This is a genomic window from Sphingobacterium sp. B16(2022), assembly GCF_012030425.1.
Classification (GTDB): Bacteria; Bacteroidota; Bacteroidia; order Sphingobacteriales; family Sphingobacteriaceae; genus Sphingobacterium; species Sphingobacterium anhuiense.
In genome coordinates this window covers 562,478-578,927 of sequence record NZ_JAAUVN010000002.1, presented here as the reverse complement: position 1 = coordinate 578,927, position 16,450 = coordinate 562,478, and the positions used below count along the sequence as shown (strand labels likewise).

Annotated in this window: 17 protein-coding genes; 10 read left to right on the top strand and 7 right to left on the bottom strand. The window is 35.6% G+C overall.

Features of this window, described 5'->3' with window-relative positions; translation table 11 throughout:
• Positions 1 to 982 precede the first annotated feature (982 nt).
• The 4 genes from HCX49_RS12725 (at position 983) to HCX49_RS12710 (ending at position 6,105) form a co-directional block, all read left to right on the top strand.
• A complete protein-coding gene (locus HCX49_RS12725; protein ID WP_168127288.1) occupies positions 983 to 1,180 on the top strand; it encodes a hypothetical protein in 198 nt (65 codons plus the stop codon).
• Between the two features lie 10 nt (positions 1,181 to 1,190).
• Positions 1,191 to 2,783 (top strand): hypothetical protein, encoded by a 1,593-nt coding sequence (locus tag HCX49_RS12720; protein ID WP_168127287.1) that lies wholly within the window; start codon positions 1,191 to 1,193, stop codon positions 2,781 to 2,783.
• 114 nt (positions 2,784 to 2,897) lie between these two features.
• On the top strand, positions 2,898 to 4,163 hold the full coding sequence (locus HCX49_RS12715; RefSeq protein ID WP_168127286.1) for a retropepsin-like aspartic protease: 1,266 nt from the start codon (positions 2,898 to 2,900) through the stop codon (positions 4,161 to 4,163).
• Between the two features lie 382 nt (positions 4,164 to 4,545).
• A complete protein-coding gene (locus tag HCX49_RS12710) occupies positions 4,546 to 6,105 on the top strand; it encodes an alginate lyase family protein (RefSeq protein ID WP_168127285.1) in 1,560 nt (519 codons plus the stop codon).
• Positions 6,106 to 6,460: 355 nt separating this feature from the next.
• Here the strand turns inward: HCX49_RS12710 and HCX49_RS12705 are convergent, their stop codons facing one another.
• The 4 genes from HCX49_RS12705 to HCX49_RS12690 all read right to left on the bottom strand — a co-directional run bounded on the left by HCX49_RS12705 (position 6,461) and on the right by HCX49_RS12690 (position 8,135).
• Positions 6,461 to 6,628, bottom strand: a complete 168-nt coding sequence (locus tag HCX49_RS12705) for a hypothetical protein (RefSeq protein ID WP_168127284.1) — start codon at positions 6,626 to 6,628, stop codon at positions 6,461 to 6,463.
• A complete protein-coding gene (locus tag HCX49_RS12700) occupies positions 6,615 to 6,845 on the bottom strand; it encodes a hypothetical protein (protein ID WP_168127283.1) in 231 nt (76 codons plus the stop codon). The genes HCX49_RS12705 and HCX49_RS12700 overlap by 14 nt, the downstream gene beginning before the upstream one ends.
• Positions 6,846 to 6,923: 78 nt before the next feature.
• The gene (locus tag HCX49_RS12695; RefSeq protein ID WP_168127282.1) at positions 6,924 to 7,328 is read right to left on the bottom strand and encodes a DUF5675 family protein; all 405 of its coding nucleotides are present in this window, start codon (positions 7,326 to 7,328) and stop codon (positions 6,924 to 6,926) included.
• Between the two features lie 9 nt (positions 7,329 to 7,337).
• The gene (locus HCX49_RS12690; protein WP_168127281.1) at positions 7,338 to 8,135 is read right to left on the bottom strand and encodes a hypothetical protein; all 798 of its coding nucleotides are present in this window, start codon (positions 8,133 to 8,135) and stop codon (positions 7,338 to 7,340) included.
• A 47-nt stretch (positions 8,136 to 8,182) separates the two neighbouring features.
• Here HCX49_RS12690 and HCX49_RS12685 point away from each other — a divergent pair, with 47 nt between their 5' ends.
• Together HCX49_RS12685 and HCX49_RS12680 are read left to right on the top strand one after the other, a co-directional pair.
• Positions 8,183 to 8,407, top strand: a complete 225-nt coding sequence (locus tag HCX49_RS12685) for a hypothetical protein (protein ID WP_168127280.1) — start codon at positions 8,183 to 8,185, stop codon at positions 8,405 to 8,407.
• 267 nt (positions 8,408 to 8,674) lie between these two features.
• Positions 8,675 to 8,869 (top strand): hypothetical protein, encoded by a 195-nt coding sequence (locus tag HCX49_RS12680; protein ID WP_021191273.1) that lies wholly within the window; start codon positions 8,675 to 8,677, stop codon positions 8,867 to 8,869.
• Positions 8,870 to 8,918: 49 nt separating this feature from the next.
• On the opposite strand, the gene HCX49_RS12675 is transcribed toward HCX49_RS12680, so the two are convergent.
• Positions 8,919 to 9,998, bottom strand: a complete 1,080-nt coding sequence (locus HCX49_RS12675) for a hypothetical protein (RefSeq protein ID WP_206368446.1) — start codon at positions 9,996 to 9,998, stop codon at positions 8,919 to 8,921.
• 427 nt (positions 9,999 to 10,425) lie between these two features.
• Between HCX49_RS12675 and HCX49_RS12670 the strand changes: the two genes are divergently transcribed.
• The 4 genes from HCX49_RS12670 to HCX49_RS12655 all read left to right on the top strand — a co-directional run bounded on the left by HCX49_RS12670 (position 10,426) and on the right by HCX49_RS12655 (position 13,746).
• Positions 10,426 to 10,857, top strand: a complete 432-nt coding sequence (locus HCX49_RS12670) for a hypothetical protein (RefSeq protein ID WP_168127278.1) — start codon at positions 10,426 to 10,428, stop codon at positions 10,855 to 10,857.
• A 310-nt stretch (positions 10,858 to 11,167) separates the two neighbouring features.
• Positions 11,168 to 11,320: a hypothetical protein gene (locus tag HCX49_RS12665; RefSeq protein ID WP_168127277.1), complete on the top strand. Its 153-nt coding sequence runs from the start codon at positions 11,168 to 11,170 to the stop codon at positions 11,318 to 11,320.
• A 132-nt stretch (positions 11,321 to 11,452) separates the two neighbouring features.
• Positions 11,453 to 12,058 carry a hypothetical protein gene (locus HCX49_RS12660; RefSeq protein WP_168127276.1) on the top strand — a complete coding sequence of 202 codons (606 nt, stop codon included), beginning with the start codon at positions 11,453 to 11,455 and terminating at the stop codon, positions 12,056 to 12,058.
• Between the two features lie 1,460 nt (positions 12,059 to 13,518).
• Positions 13,519 to 13,746: a hypothetical protein gene (locus tag HCX49_RS12655; RefSeq protein ID WP_168127275.1), complete on the top strand. Its 228-nt coding sequence runs from the start codon at positions 13,519 to 13,521 to the stop codon at positions 13,744 to 13,746.
• Between the two features lie 72 nt (positions 13,747 to 13,818).
• Here HCX49_RS12655 and HCX49_RS12650 read toward each other — a convergent pair whose 3' ends face one another.
• Positions 13,819 to 15,072, bottom strand: coding sequence for a TlpA family protein disulfide reductase (locus HCX49_RS12650; RefSeq protein WP_168127274.1), 1,254 nt, complete (start codon positions 15,070 to 15,072; stop codon positions 13,819 to 13,821).
• Between the two features lie 21 nt (positions 15,073 to 15,093).
• Entirely contained in the window at positions 15,094 to 16,425 is a 1,332-nt protein-coding gene (locus tag HCX49_RS12645) for a RagB/SusD family nutrient uptake outer membrane protein (protein WP_262887348.1), read from the bottom strand.
• Between the last annotated feature and the right edge of the window lie 25 nt (positions 16,426 to 16,450).

The following is a 16,450-nucleotide window of genomic DNA, read 5'->3' as shown; positions in this document are numbered from 1 at the left end:
ACCTAACCTACCGAGTTTGTACTTATGCAGTAAAAAATAAAGACAAATCAAAATCACCGAACTTTTTTTTGCAAAATGTCACTTAGATAATATTCATTATCTGTCATAATTCATCAATCCTTACCTGCTTTAACGCTAACACGATATAAGCTCGCATTTATTCAAGGTCAATTACTAAACTGTTAAGTTACATAATTGTCATGATCTTTTCGATAATCCAGCCATTTGATTTCCAAGAAGATTTGTTTTCAAATTTCCTTTTAATCCTCTAGACATCAGGGGTATAATTTTATCAAAAAAGGTATAAAAAAACATCAAACCAATTTATTCACTTTATCCCCTACCCATATATCAACAGTGTAAATTTTATGATTTCCCTCTATCTTGATTCTATTGTGATACAGTAGCAAAATCGCACTCAAAATGAGATTTGCCTATATTATATACCAAAGTTTCATAGTCCACACACATTCGTGTAGTGATAAATATAGTGACCTCGTTGTGCTAGATTCACATGAAAAATATATTTTCACTGTGTGATAATTATATTTGAAATACTGCTATAAATCCTAACTAGAAAATGTTGTAAATATCTATCTTTGACAATATTAACAACCTAAATAGCTAAAAATTACACCCTACTCTTCTGATTAAATGATAGATATTTGCTGGCGAATAATCCGGATTATTCATGCACTTAATCATTCAATTTAATGTTATTTATTAATTAGACTATTCCAATATATGATGTAGCAGTTATGAAATAAGCGTACTTGTTTATGCGAAAAGCAGTACAAGGCCTATTCCCCAAGAGGTAATCGGATAAAATTACGATAGGTAATTATATAAAGCATTTTTTTACCTATTATATTTTTAAAAAATAATATCTGAAAACAATATCAAATCGAGTTTCAAGATTATTATCAAATCAAAAATATCACGCTAAGGATAATATTAGTTTTAAATCAAAAACAAGAACAAAATGACAAAGGAAAATGAGAATAACAAACTGGACTTTCAAGCTACAAAAGTGAAAGGCAAATACATACAACCACAAATTAAAATGGTAATGATCGAGATGGAGCAAGGGATTGCAGCCGGATCAGCTGCCCCGGCATCTATCGGACCCGAAATCATGGATCAATCATCTGAAGAAAAAAATTACGACTTTGAATTTTAATAATAAAAAAATGAAATCAATAACACATAATAAGAAATTAATCTATTTACTATGTTTAATATCTGTGCTTTTTACTACGGCCTTATTTAACAGCTGTGAGAGAACGGAAGAAAAGGATATTAGCCAATCAAGCAATGTTTCAATTAGTGTAAGCCAGATTAAAGCACCAGTCGTTTTAGTGTCCGATATAGGAAATATGCAGTCTACGAAGGCACTAAAAGGAGAAACGAGCGGGGTATCAAATAAGACATTACTTAATGAAGAAAATTTTAGTGATTTTTCGTGGTCTACATCTCCCGATGTAAATTCTACTATTAAAAATAATAGTATGTCTAACAAAAGATCTGCTGTCTCTACGAATAATGTTACAGCAATGGGTTTTGGAAAAAAATATAGAGTTTTATTTTACGAAGTAAAGGATGGTTCTGAAATTTATCGTGAATCTGCAGAGATCACCGTTGCTAGCTCTAAATATACTCTTGATCTTAAATCTAATGTCACCTACCGTTGGTATGCTTATTCATATAATGACGATAAAACTATCCCAATGCCTAAAGATCTAAGTAATCCAGTAATTGAGACACGAACAGATGCTCCTTTTCTTTACGACGAAGGCAAAATCACAACCAATTCTTTATCTGGAAGCATAATCGACGTTCAATTTGAGCATAAGATTTCAAAAATTGAGCTTAAAGTCGATGCATCTCCTATATTTGCAAATAGTTTTAACAGTCTTAAAGCAAATTTCGTCAAATTACCGTTGACCACCCAAGGTTTTGGTTTGAAAACAGGATCGCTCGCTACTCAAGTGCTTACGACTTCAGAAAGCAATAGCGCTATTACATTTAAGGATGAAGCATCTCCTTCTACAAAAATATCGACAAATGAACTATATACAACAAGTCCGATTACTAATATCCAGGTTTCTTTTACAGAAATCGCTATAAATAAATCAGGCAATAGAATTGATTTAATTAAATCATCAAATCCTCGCCTGGCCGTAATCCAAGGTTTTTCGGCAAGTTCAGAAAGTTTAAAAAGAGGATTAGTTACGTTAAAATACAAAGGTACTGTTATAGGGGATACTGAATGGGCATATGGAATTCTCTACTATGACCCTACCGATAACATTAATCAGTATAAAATTTCGGAGCCGTACTTAGTGGGAACGACTCACGAATGTAATTATTATTGGAACTGGAATTCATTATACCCCAGAAGCATGACCAATGATGAAACTGTGACTTTCGGTGATCCATGCAAGGAGGTACTACCTAAAAATACATGGAGGACTCCAACTACAGCGGATTTTAGGAATTTGAATGTAGCAATACCAAATAGTCCCGAAAATGGAGCAGTATATTTTACAGGATCTAATAACACAGGGGAAAGAGTATATTTCCATGAGGCCGGTTGGATCACGGATAATGATTGTGATGTATCTAATAAAAATGACGGTATGTACTGGGCGTCAGATAGCTACAGCTCAACTAGAGGTGTTACTTTAGAAGTCGATGAGAGAGGAGGAACGGGCGCTGGTAATAGAGTTACTGATTATCCCAAAGATCGCGGCATGACTATCAAATGTGTTAAAAAACCTTAGTATTTTCAAAGATTAGACTAATGCTCAATTAGTCTAATCTTTAAGATTACAAAACTAGATAATTAACAAAATGATGGGATCAAACTAAACGTAGTTTTCTAAATGCAAATAATAATGAGTACGTATAAAATACAAATAAGGAGACAGCTCACTTCAAAAATTGAATACTTAAAAATTTTTATTGTTGCTGTTATTCTTTTATTTTGGTCTTTTAAATCTTTTTCTCAAGAAGCGTTTACTATGAACCAAGGAACGATAAAGGAAAAGATATACGATCAGAGCCTTCCATATGAGCAGCTTTCTGGAAAAATGTTTGTTTACATAACTATTAACGGAGAAAGCTACAAATTTCTTTTTGACACAGGAGCTCCTCTAATTGTAAGTAATAAAATTTACACAAAACTTCAACTTAAAAAGATACAGGGGGTGAATGTTAACGATGCCAATGGTCAAAAAGAAGAATCAGTCATAACTCTCCTTCCACAACTAAATATCGGAAATATAACTTTTTTGAATTCTAGCGCTATTGTTATCAGGGACGACAATGATCTTTTCAAATGTTGGGGTATTGAAGGTATAATAGGTAGCAACATCCTGAGAAATTCTATTGTTCAAATTGATCAAAAGAGTAAGACTATAACAATCAAAAATAGCATTGAGAACTCTCCACTAGATAAAAAATCATATTTAAAGATGGAGTTGTCCGACGTACATAGCACTCCATATATAAACTTGAATTTTGATAAAAATAATGTGAAGGTACTTGATCGGGTATTATTTGATACAGGTGCAAATGGTTTTTACGACATGTCGTTAGAAACTTATAACTCTTTGAAAGGTGATTCGAATCTTATAAAAACTCTAGCGCAGACAGATGGTTTTACTTCACTAGGATTACATGGGAAGGGACAGGAGCAAAAAGTATTTGCTTTGAAAATTCCTAAGCTCTTTATCAATGATCAAGTATTTTCTAATGTCAATACAATAACTTCTTCAGGATCAGAATCTTTACTGGGAACCAAAATACTTAAGTATGGGAAAATTACTTTGGATTACAAGCAGAGACGTTTTTTTTTCGAACCTTATGAGAATATAGAATTAAAAAATATAGGAAAAATAAGAGAAGTTGGGCATATTTTTCATAACAACAAATTTATAATTGGTGTGGTTTACAGTAAAAATCTTGAAAAGATAGTAAATGTAGGTGACGAAATACTGGAAATTGGAAACAAAAATTTTGCAAACACCTCCTTTTGTGAGGCTTTAGATGACATGACTAAAGATTCAGATATTCCTGAAAACAATATAAATTATGTTTTAAAAGATTTTAAAACTGGATCGATAAAGCATGTTAAGATAAAGTATTTATCATCAAACTAACGCTAGTTTATTATACTGAAATATTGCTAATATTACATTAAATCGGAACAAGAGTTAGGTACATATCAGTTTTTCGACGTACTCGATCGAAATCCGCCTTCTTAAAATATTTAATAAACACTCTAGATTAAATCATTTTCTTTAAGCCTTCCCATTTTACATAATGTAATTTCACCAAAAATGAACAGAAATTACCCCGATTTTGACCCGATTTTACGACTATATTATTTAATATAATACTGAAATTCAATTTTACTAAGCGACTCTCTTTATAAAGAGTTTATAATATAATTTTACGGAGATTTTTTTCACGGAAAAAAAAGGATTACAATACTTCATTAATAAATATGTTATAAGATTATTAACCATTAAAAGATCAATTATGAAAAAATTAATTTTAAAAAAAGTAATAAAATTAGGGTTATATTTCTTTTCTGTTCTACACATTAGTTGCAGTAAAGATATGCTTAATAATAATATAGCTATCAGCTCATTGAGTAATTCTAACATTTTGGATACAAGTAGTACAATGAGTGGACTATCAGATACAAGTCAATATAGTCATAACTCTGCATTAAGCCGCAAGGGGTTTGTTGAGTTGATTGACCAAATACAAAAAACTGACCACACCAGAAAATACGTATTTGATAATATTTATGAAACAAGTAAACTAAGCTTAGCTAATCAGACTTGGCCTACTGATCGAACTCTTATTTTTAAAGATTTACTGATAGAATCGCTACGGTTTTTTCTTTTTCAAAAAGATGTTGAAGCAAATTTATATTTAACTGATGTAAAAAATAAGTTACTAAGATTATCAGGATCTTTTGTTAAAAGTGATGAATATATATTTATGACTAATACACCTAGTCACGGCAAAGATTTTGATATGTTAACTGCTTACTCCATAATCAGGCCATATATTGATATCGATTCACAAACAAAGATTGATAACTGGCTTATCAAAAAAGCTGCATTTCACAATAAAGAAAAAATAAGAAACAATAATTGGGACATAATTAAGTATGCACTTGATTTACATACCAATTTAATTATGAATGATCAGATTAAGATAAATGCTAACATCAAAATGATAGAAACATATTTACAAAATCAGACTAGATTTGATGGTGTCGGTGTTGATCTTTATGATAGAGATGCATTTGCATATCATATCTATAATTTGCGATTTATTTCAGAATGTTTTAAGCTAATTTGCATTAATCAACAATCAAACGAAAAAGTGGATGAACTTTTTAATAAAGAAAGTAATGCATTTAAATCTTTTAAAACAGTGTACGGTGGTACTTTGATAGATCAATTAGAATTATTAGATAATGCTTTACTCGGCAATGTTAAGCATTTGGAATTTTTACGGACAGAATGGGAACAAGATATGAGTAAAATTGGACTATTTAAAGGTTCTGGTGCCGCGACATATATGTTTGATGTCCTTAGTTATACAGCAAAGGATTATGTGAAAAATATAGAGGACAAAATGCAGAGTAATCTTAACAAACCTTCCATCATTCGATTTATTAATAAATTTGGAGCTACCTCTTTTTCTGACAAAAGAAAGGAAAAAGAGGCCGGAATTATAGTTTATAAAATTGATCGCGTAAATAAATACTTTGTGCCTACAAAAGAAGTATTTTTATCACCTGGTAAATATACGGCTGAGGATCTGAAAAACGTTGGCTTAGTCTACATGGCTTTGGGCGAATTCAAAAGTAATATTGGAGGTTTTGCTATTACTTCCAATAAGTATAATGTGACCATTTATGATAAGAGTGATTTCACAGGAAATTTCAAATCAGTTAGTTCGTTTGATCATTTTTTCATATATTTCCCAAACAATAAATATGTGACTTCTGCTGATAAAGAGAGAATTAGCAAATGGGACAAAAAGACTTTATCAATTGTAATTGATAAAATTGAGTAAATATTTATAATATGTAATATTAGTAGTGATACCTCACATGCTTTCCCGTAATGAAACCTTATATCCAGCAACTAATTCTTCAATTTTCGTAGTTGCCAAGGTATCAATACTTTTATTCATTACGGTATATTTTGATGGTATTCGTGAGACACTGCGTTTAGTTTTTTAAGTGTAGGTCATAACTAATTGATTCTATTGATAAAACAATTAACTGCCACATTTTAAGATGGCTTTCCTTAATATGTTTAAAGTACTTACTAAAGTATACTTCACATTTAATTTTGTGAAAAAATAAATAAATTAAAAAATCCTCTCAACGCGATTGAGAGGATTTTTTAATTTTAGATGGTAATAATTACCTCCGATTTGAAATTTTCCTTAATATTCTACTAGTTGCGTAACTGACTACTGTTCCCAATGCAGCCATCAACACGGTCTGTATCACATCTCCGAAAGAAAATGAAACCCATATCGAACATAGTGTACCACCTATCGTACCGATACGAATATCATTCAATTTCATCTTGCACCTCCTTTTCTTTATTTGACAGAAGCTCTTTTGGTGGTGGCGGTCCTTCCTCCTCTCCTTTTTTCACTTTATCATCTAGAACTGTCTCTACCACACCAAGTCCCAAAGCAATGTATTTAATAATATTTAGTGCCTTTCCTGGCAACTTAATTGGCGCCAAAAGCACTACCTGTAATGCCTGGCTTATTTTTTGAATAATGTTTTTCATCATTATAAGAATTAAATGCTGTAAACGGAAAGCCTAGAAAAATTAATAAGAAGTAATTATTTTTCCCAGGCCTTCCGTTCTTTAGTGAATATTCAGATACACTTCATCACCCATATCCCAAAGGCTGTAAACAAGTGCCTTCAGTTTTGCCAAAGCCTTTCCGCTTGCGGTACCCGTTCCTTCTCCCGTTAAGGTCGTGACGGGTGCGATACAACCCAATAACTCCCGCTGTGCATCGTTGGCGGCATGAATCAATATCGCTTCACGGCCAAGGACATGTGGAATACCGATCTGCTCGCCATGTTTCGGATACCGCTTCTTTTCCAGCTTATATTGTCCTATCGGAATACAACTTATCCGAGGGATATTATTGCGGTCTGGCAGTTCGATCGTATAGCAAAGATGTTCTCCATTAAAGGTGATCGTTCCATTCGTTCCTTGAGCTCCATATTTCCGTTGAAGCTTCAGGATCTGTCTGTTTTTCATCACTTTTCATTAAGGAATATCCACCGCCACAATTGTCATTGCGTTGTATGGATTGTTTTTTAATGGATAGAACTCATTATTGACCTCTTGGTACATGGAAATTCCCACGATCACGTACACCACTTTAGTGTCGTCCACAGTCAAAGGAGCCTCTAACAAATCGCCAGGATATTGCCCTATTAACGGGATGTAGGCCGATTTCACAACTTCTGGACGGGGCGGAATATCATCCGTGCTCAACTCGGCAACAGCCAGTGTAAACTGCATATGTGTCGCTCCCGGCAACAGCATCACATCAATCTGGGGATTGAAGGCAGGAACAGTGAGGTTAGCTTGCCCATCAAGTCTGTCAAAATAAGCGTCCAAATTTACTCCGATCAACATTTTAAGGCTACTGGCCTGATTAAATTCAAACCCCTTAAGCAACTGACTGTTCTCCTCCAAAAACGTGCGTTCACCCCTACCATTGATAACATCAGCTTTTTGAATGCGATGTACCAAAGACGTCATTCTGTTTCGTAAGCTACTGTCCCCAAATGTGCGTAGCAGATTATTTAACTGTACACGCAGGAGTTTTGCCATTTTTGCTGCATTACCAAATTCAGCCATATTTTCGCGCGTTCGCTGAAAATTGGGATCCGTCTGGATCCGTGCCTTGTCCACACCGCCTTTCATACGAACTTCGTATCCTCGACTGCGATGTTTGCTAAAAGAAAGGTCCCCGACCTTACCTCTAAACTTGATTAAACTTTCTTGTTTTGCCATGATATTATTGTTTTGATAGCAATACAAATATGGAGCAGGCAAAAACAATCACGGTCCAAAATGGCTTAATACGACCATCATAACAGCAAATGGCAGTATATGGCACAATCTGTCCATCATTAAATGCAAGAAAAGGTACGGGGAGTGTACTGGTAATGCACGAGAAAGGTACTACCCCTCTACTAAAAAGGTACTGGAGAGCTACTAAAGAGCTACTAAACAGTTACTATAAGACAGTAGGTAATCCATCAGAAACAGTATACCCAAGTGTGGAAAATAACACACACTCCAGTGGTGGGATGATGCAGGTATAAAATACAACAAAATAGGAATGTAGAAACCTGAAATAATACATCAGAACAGCATTAAAAACTTGTAAAACAAATAATTAAAACAAAACAACAAGAGTATCGGTTAAAAGTAAATTAGTAATTTTCTTATGAAAGGGCTGTCCTTCTCACTGCAACCAACAGTATGAGGGACAGAGAGGTATCTAGCTGACAGGAGAATCAGGTAATCACCCCAGATTGTCCGGCACATGCCACTGCTATGTCCACCGGCAATCCCCAGATCAGTTTATCATGTCAAAAAAACACCGTCTGTGCATCAGCGCAAAAGACGTAGCCAATATCCTAGACCTCAGTCCACGCCAGGCCCAACGAAAATATCAGCAGGCCAAAGATGCATACAGCAAGGCAAAACATCAGCATCTTACGGTTGGTGAGTTTGCAGCTTATTACGGTTTACCACTGACGGAAGTAGTGGAACGATTATAACTTTGAGAACTTAACTATCGGGGTAGGTTCTCATCTCCGATAGTTAGTTTTATTGTCGTTCAGGTATTAATTTAGTCCATTCCGCACGTGTTTTTAACAGTTTCTTATACACATCGGTCTGTACTTTATATTTTTCTTGCGTCGCTCCGTAAAAAACTATAAAATACATATCTCCCTCTTTCAATAAAGTTCTGATGGCCAAATGCATAATTAACAATCCCCTTCCTGCCCGGAACAGTAAATTTGGCCATAATTTTTCTATTTTAGCAAGTGACTCCAAATCTACTTTACCTTCGCGCCCGTCCAATAACAATACATCGACAAGCTTAAAACGGGAAGACCCTTCTTTTAGATGGAAATAAGCTATCTGCGGTATTCGAACATATTCATTTTCTGCTCCTATTATTACCAAAACCTCGTCGCTAAGTTCTTTAAGACATATTTTCAACCGCATTTCGTCCATACTCAACAATTCATGGCTGCTTCTAAGGTGTTGTTTCCTTGCGCGTAATTCCTGTAGATCATCCTCATAAAATTTAATCAGTTTATCCCGTTCCACAGATAATTCATCAAGTTGTGTCTCGTGGAGCATTCTTAAACTCTCCTGTTGCGCACGTGATTCTTTCAATTCTTGTAAAAGTACAACTTTACCACTACCGATCTCATCTATAGACTCTTCACGATGCAACAGCCACATTTTCATAATCTGATTTCTCTTGAACGTATAAGCGCTCACCTTTCGTTCTTTCCGGATGAAATAGTATACCTGCACCATGATCAAGCAGAATATAACGACAACAAAGTCTCGTTCAAAATACTCAGCCTTTTGGAGATCTACTCCGAATAACGCTAAATATAGCTCATATACCACCCTTAGTGCAAGAGCGCCCATTAGCATAACTAATAACAAAAATTGAATCAAATACCGCAGCAGTTCATGTTGCCTCATAAAACTATCAGTATCCAGTCGATATACAACATAGCCAGTAGGAAATATAGCCAACACCATCAGTATAAAACTGAAAAGAAATATCAGCATATGTTTTCTTAATGTGAGACTCCAAGGAACAGAAAGTTCCGTGGTATAAAAAGTGATCAAAAAAGATGAAATGGCAGCAAGTAAAAACATCGACCATAGGTTTCCATACCACGATCTAAAGAAAAACCGAAGAGCAATCATATTTAGGTGATTATTATATTTACCCCTAAGTTAATTAAATTCATGCAAATTACTTGTAACGCTTTCTTTACAAAACCAGTTTAACAAAATTAATTTTCCAATTCGCCGATACAAAACCGCCTTTAATTACAGTAGAGCCAATTTTAAAAAGTATTTAACGGACAAGATTATTGATTCACAGATTTTGAAACCTATTTACTTCTCTTAACAAGAGATACCTAATATCTTCGTATATCGATCGAAGCAACAAACAAATTAAATGAATCAAGCCTCATATTACCTAAAGCAATAACCTGTCTCAAAGCATGCTGTTACAGTTTATTTTTTTTAAGATAATCACGAGGAAATTGAAAAAAAATCACAAATTTTTAAACAAATGAAAAAACATCCATTCAATAATAAAGGAGTCATCGAATGGCTCGCCGCACTTTACAGTGCTACCATAAACTACCAAATGATGGAACAGGACCTTATCCTGATGTGCCTTCGTAGCTGGCTGATATCCAGGTTTGATCTTTCTGAAGATCAGATCGCCTATATCAATACCCTGTCGGAAGATTTCAAGAGCAATCTTGCGCAAGAGCTGGTGTTTGCAATTAACAATCAATCGCAGATCACATTGGATAAGCAGACTGATGAGAAACGTTCAAGTACATTGTCACGTGATTCGGTCAAGGTAACAGAATACGAATCGAAAAAGACTCAATCAGATGCCTCTGATATTCCTATCCGATCTGAAGGCGATACGCATTTTAACCTTCAGTTAGCTGGACATTTAATTATTCGGATTTATTATAAGCTCTTATAAAACACCACCTACCCGATGCATTGCCATGGGCCATACCTCTCCCATGGCATTTGCTATTTCTTAAACTGATTATTTCAAAATTTCAAAAATGGATCGTTTTATCAAGCATTTAGATATGCATTTTAGGAAAGAAGACTCCTGCCTTAATCATCTACTTGAGCACTCCAAGTAAATTTTAAAGTTATGGCATGGTTTCCATTCACGGGCTCAGACTGTACAAAAAATGTACATTTTATAAAATACTGATTTTAAGTTCTTGACTCGTCCTATAAAAGTGTCGAATTTTATACAATAAAACTTAAAAAAAAGTATGATGAAAAAAATCTTGAACAATGCGGGACTTGCTGCATCTCAAACCGAATTATTTCAACTTACCTTAGCGCAACGACAAGTGTTGATCGCAGATATCCGAACCGGTTTCGACCAATTTATGAATACCCATTTCGATCTGCAATTCTTTTAGCCCTTTATGATCTGGATCAGGCACAGTATTGAAGAGTAACAGGAATAGGTATAAAAATAGCGATTCTAATTGATCTAATAAACCAATTTAATAGCGGATCCCTCCCGGGATTCACAATAATATATAACCATTATGCAAGATTTTAAACACAAAGTGATTAAACAGTACATTGAAACCAAGCTCAACCTGACGACAGAAAAACAAGATTTGCTTTTACAACGTGTCGCCCCCATGTGTTCAATCCAGAAAACCATCAAATACCAAGATGTCGAATCGCCCGGCCCTGCCCACGAAGGCCGCCTATGGCTTTCGACCCAGGCCATGGTACACAGTTACCATTACAACAAAGTCAGAGGTGCCAATTATGGCACCCAGATCTGGAAGAAAAATGAAATTATTCTATTTGCTTCAAGCCTGCTGTTCGGCGAAGATCGAACCAATCATATCCAGATGCTGGAATCCGGCATTGTGCTATCGCTGAGTTACCGCGATGCGCTGACCTTGCGGGAAGAATTTCCAGAAGTAACAGCACATATCGAGCAGATCATTGTGCAGAATGAGCAAGCCTCACAACATCGGATATTGCTGCTCAACGAACCATCCGTCGATCGGATTGTGAAGTTTGAAGCCGAAAATCCCTTATTCTGCACCATTGCATCGGTCGGCACCAAAGCCATGCATGTCGGACTGACCCGTCAGGGTTACACAGTCCTGAAGAAAAAACTCATGGGAAGATAAAAATTAAGAAGCTGTCAAAGATTTTACATACAAACTGTAAAGTATTTGACAGTTTATATGACATTATTTTTTCAAAATATTTGTCTACACAAAGACAGTAAAACTGTCACTCTTGTGCTAACCTCCGAATCACATTTCTCTCGAACTTAGTATAACCAACGAGTTCACGGGAAACAGCAATTCATACTCCTGTTTCAGAATGGACCATACTATACAATTAAAGGAGGTTGCCGAAAATCCTATAACAGAGTAGGCACTTATTAAAGTTTAGGCTTTTTGATCTATAAAAGCATCAACATGATGCCTTATATTTCCCATTTTATTTATATACGACTTCACCTTTCTGGAAACAATCTCTTGACTTATTCCACCACCTTATCCACTCCAGGTTTATTAATCTCTCATCAAAGATACACACCGATACACAGAGATCAAATGACGCCGAAGACGTAAATTACACTGTACAATCTGATGCATTAGAGGTGATCAATTGGAGCATATTACTGTCCAATGGGGTTTCTCCAACAAAGCCCTTATACAGGACGATGACACATAGCAAATCTGGCGGATTAGATAAGAGTATGGTTCTGATAAAGCCTTTTTTTGAACCTAAAAAGCAACAATTTTTAATGGTTTTTCTTTTATCAAGAAGAATTTCATTATGCAACAAGTGCAATGCCACTTTAGGAGCAAATAAAATAAATTTCCTACAAATAGGATATTATAATCAAATCACAATACAATAACATCGTTTTACAATAAAAAATGCAAATTATTAACGATAAAACTGACGCAAATGAGCATTTAAATTGTTAAGCGCTTAACAAAAAAAGTGTCGCAAATGTGCTACCGATGCCCTTCGTTTTCCCTTTACCTTAGTCTTAGTTAGTTCACAGTTTAAAACTATGATTACGACTGTTTTTATATATGCTACACACGATGCGGCAATCATCGGCCGCATTGTAAAAGAAATCTGTAAGTCCATTCTATAAAGACCAATGACCATCACAAAAAACCGGTCATCATCTGTGATATGGAAGCTGAGATCTGCTGTGCACTTGAAAACCAGACCAGCATTACCCATGTACTGCTGAAAGGGATCAAATGTGATCAAGATTGCGATAGATTACTGAGTCCTGCTGCAGTGCATAGTTAAAGTTTTCAACAAATAAACCAGTAGGCAAGGATAGGCATCAGCTTGGAAAAAGCATATTGAACGGTAGCAATTACAAAAAATAACACCTATGAAAAACAACCAGATCGGTATCAAAAAGTACCGTTACAGATTTGCAGTATTTCCCGCAGGCGGTATGATTATTAAAGTCCACTTTAATATAGTAGCCTCCCATGTGCGGAAGCTTCTATGTGGCCAACCTGTTATACACAGGTAGTTCGATCTTTAACGATATGAATATGTTAAATATTGATATCAATTACTAACAATAACAAAAATTAAAGTTATGGCACTATTCAGCTATACGGGTACAAACCCATCAGATCCAGGATCTTATACACCAATAACATCAACACCTCCCACGTGTCTTACTCCAACACAGCAAATGTGTTACATAGAGGCTGATGCTGATCTTAACAATAAGCCCATTCTCACCGAAGATTTGAAAGACGAAATGCTCAATTCACTTCAAAATCAAGTTAATGGTCCAAATGTACATTTAAAAAGGCGGTAAAAATCACCTTAACCTCAGTTTTTACATAAAACAAAATAGGGTATGAAGTTTCATACCCTATTTTATTTTATCCTATTCCACTTCCTCAATCACCAGTACCTCCTGCTCGCCCATGCCAATTTCAGCTACAATACCATAAGAAGCAAGTTGCTCATTCAGCTCATCCAAATTGTTATATTTCCCAAGTTTTAGCACTACTTTACTCTTAACTAAATCCAAGACTGGTGGAAACTGTTGCCCCATATCCAACATAACTGCTAAGACTGAACTTCCATTATAAGTCATCCCGTCCAAGGGTAATTTCCCCGTATAGGGTTTTACAGGACATGACTTCAAGATTAAGCATTTTATATTTTTCACATCTTTATAGGTTAAAATACCTAAAAAGGCATGTAAATCATTTAGTAATAGCCTCGCCTGCGCCGAATCTGTTCTTTGTATTTTATCTAATCGCTCATAAGAAATAGCATGTTCCGCATACCAGATATCGCCATCATTAGCGATATCCTCATAGTGATTCGGGTCTTTCACCTTCAACAGCAAGCGTTCGGGTCTTGGTACATAACTTGCTTTTTTTATTTTGGCCCACGTAAACATCACGGCACTGTAGATGGAGCTATTATAAAAGGATGTCTTTTGTAAACCTGTCACACTATCCTGCTGTCTTCTAAAGGATTCAAACGGGACACCATCTTGATATCCAGAAAGTGAAACAGCTCCCTTCATTTGCACTTCACTAATAGTTTGTCCTAAAAGATTTCCTTTACCATAATCATCCTTTAACGGAAAATCAATCTGACCTGTATTATATAATGCCAAGATATGTTCTTCAGAGATTAAATCAGGACTTGATATGGCATGCACTTTTCCTTTGTACAAAAAAACAACATGCGGAACGGTAAGGTGAGGAAATCGCGCCTTTAAATAGAGGTCCGAATAAATCACAGGCAAATTGACCTTATTTTCCTTAAGATATTCATTCTTCTCAAAGAATTTCTCTAATGTAGCCCCATCTTGCCAACTGACAGAGATGATCTGTACCTTATCTTTCAATTTGTCCTGTAGCTTTTTCAACTTAGGCATAGCCTGAATACATGTACCGCAATAGGTATCAAAGAAATCCAGTATTACGACTTTGTTGACTAATTTATGAAAGTTGATAACTTTTCCAGTACCCCGCATCTGCTGAACCGAGCTTGGCGAAACAAAAGTATCTCCCACTTTGAGTACTTTGCTCATATCCATTTTTTGAACAGACTGTGCATAAGTATAAGGAGCGCTCAGCAGTATCATCCATACCAGAGCTATTAATTTTAAATAGTTCATTTTCTTCTTTTTTATAAATGATTAGCGAATATTTTGAGGTATTTTCCCACTATTGACTACGATTTCAGGAAGTCTATAGGCATATTTACGGCTGTTCGGCACCAATTGGTATACCACTCCATGCATCTCCCGCTTTAGTGTCTTCTGAAATCGAGGATCTAGATTCAACCTTTTGAGATCAGACCAGCGACGCCCTCTAAAAACCAATTCTTTTTGTCTTTCTTTCAAAATCAGGTTCAATAACAACTCGGGGTTTCGTTCGGTAACAGCAACATATTTATTCCGTTCAAATCGTTTTTCACCCAAAGTATTCAATGCAGTCAGGGCCTCTTCAATTTTACCGATTCGAGCACCTGCCTCCGCCTTGATCAAGTAAACCTCACTTGCCGTCAGGCCAACAAACAGATTAGCCATTGCATTATCATAACTCCCTTTATAACCGTAGGAATTTAATGGATAACTGTTTGCTCGAAAAAAGACAACTTTTCGCAGATCGTTGGGTTCATAGCTTTTATAAAGCAACGAATCAACCAAGCCATAATTCAGATTCATTGGACCTGAAGTTGCAGATATGGCTGGAAAAAGTACTTCAGCATTGAATCTTGCAATTGGTAATGCTTTATTTTTATCAAGATTATTAAAATCCATCAGCTCACTTTTCAATTGTAAACAAGAATCCGCATATCGATACGCTTCTTCAAATTTCCCCATCACCAAATAAGTTCTTGCCAGACCTGCATAGGCACTTGCTCGAGAAGGCCTGCCCTTTATACCTTCTTCAATCGGTAATCTAATCGATGCCTCCCTATAATCCCGCAAAACCTGATCATATGTTTCCTGAACAGAGGCGCGACTGGAAGGTTCGTCTATGCCGGGAGTCAATCGCAAAGGGATTCCCATCTCAACAGAAGCTGTTTCTTTTTGATAAGCAGGCGCAAAAACTTCAACCAATTGCTGAAAAGCAAATGCCCGAAAAAAATGTGCTAACCCTAGTAGGTTTTTGACCTTTAGGGCATCCATATCTTGTCCACTATTATTAATGATTTCTACAACTTGGTTGGCATTAAATATAGCTCTATATGGTCTTTGCCATTGCGACACATCGTCGTAAATGATATCCATCCAGGTATAAGTATTACGTAGATCAAAGTCTAATCGTGCGTCAAATGTTTCGGGAGTTATATAATATTCATCGGCAGACCATTCCCCGTATATCGGATAGCCCGTATTCATCGTTGCATAGTCATTAAGCAAAAGCTCAGCATCATCCAAACTTTTGGGTATAACCATCTTGATATCCGGTTTGACCTCTAAAAAATTGTTACAGCAGCACAAAGATAGTATAGCACACATGCTACAGATATACATGTATAATTTC

What these genes read in the sequence shown, in the direction of transcription:
- HCX49_RS12650 (WP_168127274.1), bottom strand. Translation starts at nt 15,072, where the DNA reads ATGAACTATTTAAAATTAATAGCTCTGGTATGGATGATACTGCTGAGC.
- HCX49_RS12715 (WP_168127286.1), top strand. Translation starts at nt 2,898, where the DNA reads ATGAGTACGTATAAAATACAAATAAGGAGACAGCTCACTTCAAAAATT.
- HCX49_RS12680 (WP_021191273.1), top strand. Translation starts at nt 8,675, where the DNA reads ATGTCAAAAAAACACCGTCTGTGCATCAGCGCAAAAGACGTAGCCAAT.
- HCX49_RS12660 (WP_168127276.1), top strand. Translation starts at nt 11,453, where the DNA reads ATGCAAGATTTTAAACACAAAGTGATTAAACAGTACATTGAAACCAAG.
- HCX49_RS12705 (WP_168127284.1), bottom strand. Translation starts at nt 6,628, where the DNA reads ATGAAATTGAATGATATTCGTATCGGTACGATAGGTGGTACACTATGT.
- HCX49_RS12670 (WP_168127278.1), top strand. Translation starts at nt 10,426, where the DNA reads ATGAAAAAACATCCATTCAATAATAAAGGAGTCATCGAATGGCTCGCC.
- HCX49_RS12665 (WP_168127277.1), top strand. Translation starts at nt 11,168, where the DNA reads ATGATGAAAAAAATCTTGAACAATGCGGGACTTGCTGCATCTCAAACC.
- HCX49_RS12655 (WP_168127275.1), top strand. Translation starts at nt 13,519, where the DNA reads ATGGCACTATTCAGCTATACGGGTACAAACCCATCAGATCCAGGATCT.
- HCX49_RS12645 (WP_262887348.1), bottom strand. Translation starts at nt 16,425, where the DNA reads ATGTGTGCTATACTATCTTTGTGCTGCTGTAACAATTTTTTAGAGGTC.
- HCX49_RS12720 (WP_168127287.1), top strand. Translation starts at nt 1,191, where the DNA reads ATGAAATCAATAACACATAATAAGAAATTAATCTATTTACTATGTTTA.
- HCX49_RS12695 (WP_168127282.1), bottom strand. Translation starts at nt 7,328, where the DNA reads ATGAAAAACAGACAGATCCTGAAGCTTCAACGGAAATATGGAGCTCAA.
- HCX49_RS12710 (WP_168127285.1), top strand. Translation starts at nt 4,546, where the DNA reads ATGAAAAAATTAATTTTAAAAAAAGTAATAAAATTAGGGTTATATTTC.
- HCX49_RS12700 (WP_168127283.1), bottom strand. Translation starts at nt 6,845, where the DNA reads ATGATGAAAAACATTATTCAAAAAATAAGCCAGGCATTACAGGTAGTG.
- HCX49_RS12685 (WP_168127280.1), top strand. Translation starts at nt 8,183, where the DNA reads ATGGCAGTATATGGCACAATCTGTCCATCATTAAATGCAAGAAAAGGT.
- HCX49_RS12675 (WP_206368446.1), bottom strand. Translation starts at nt 9,998, where the DNA reads ATGTTTTTACTTGCTGCCATTTCATCTTTTTTGATCACTTTTTATACC.
- HCX49_RS12725 (WP_168127288.1), top strand. Translation starts at nt 983, where the DNA reads ATGACAAAGGAAAATGAGAATAACAAACTGGACTTTCAAGCTACAAAA.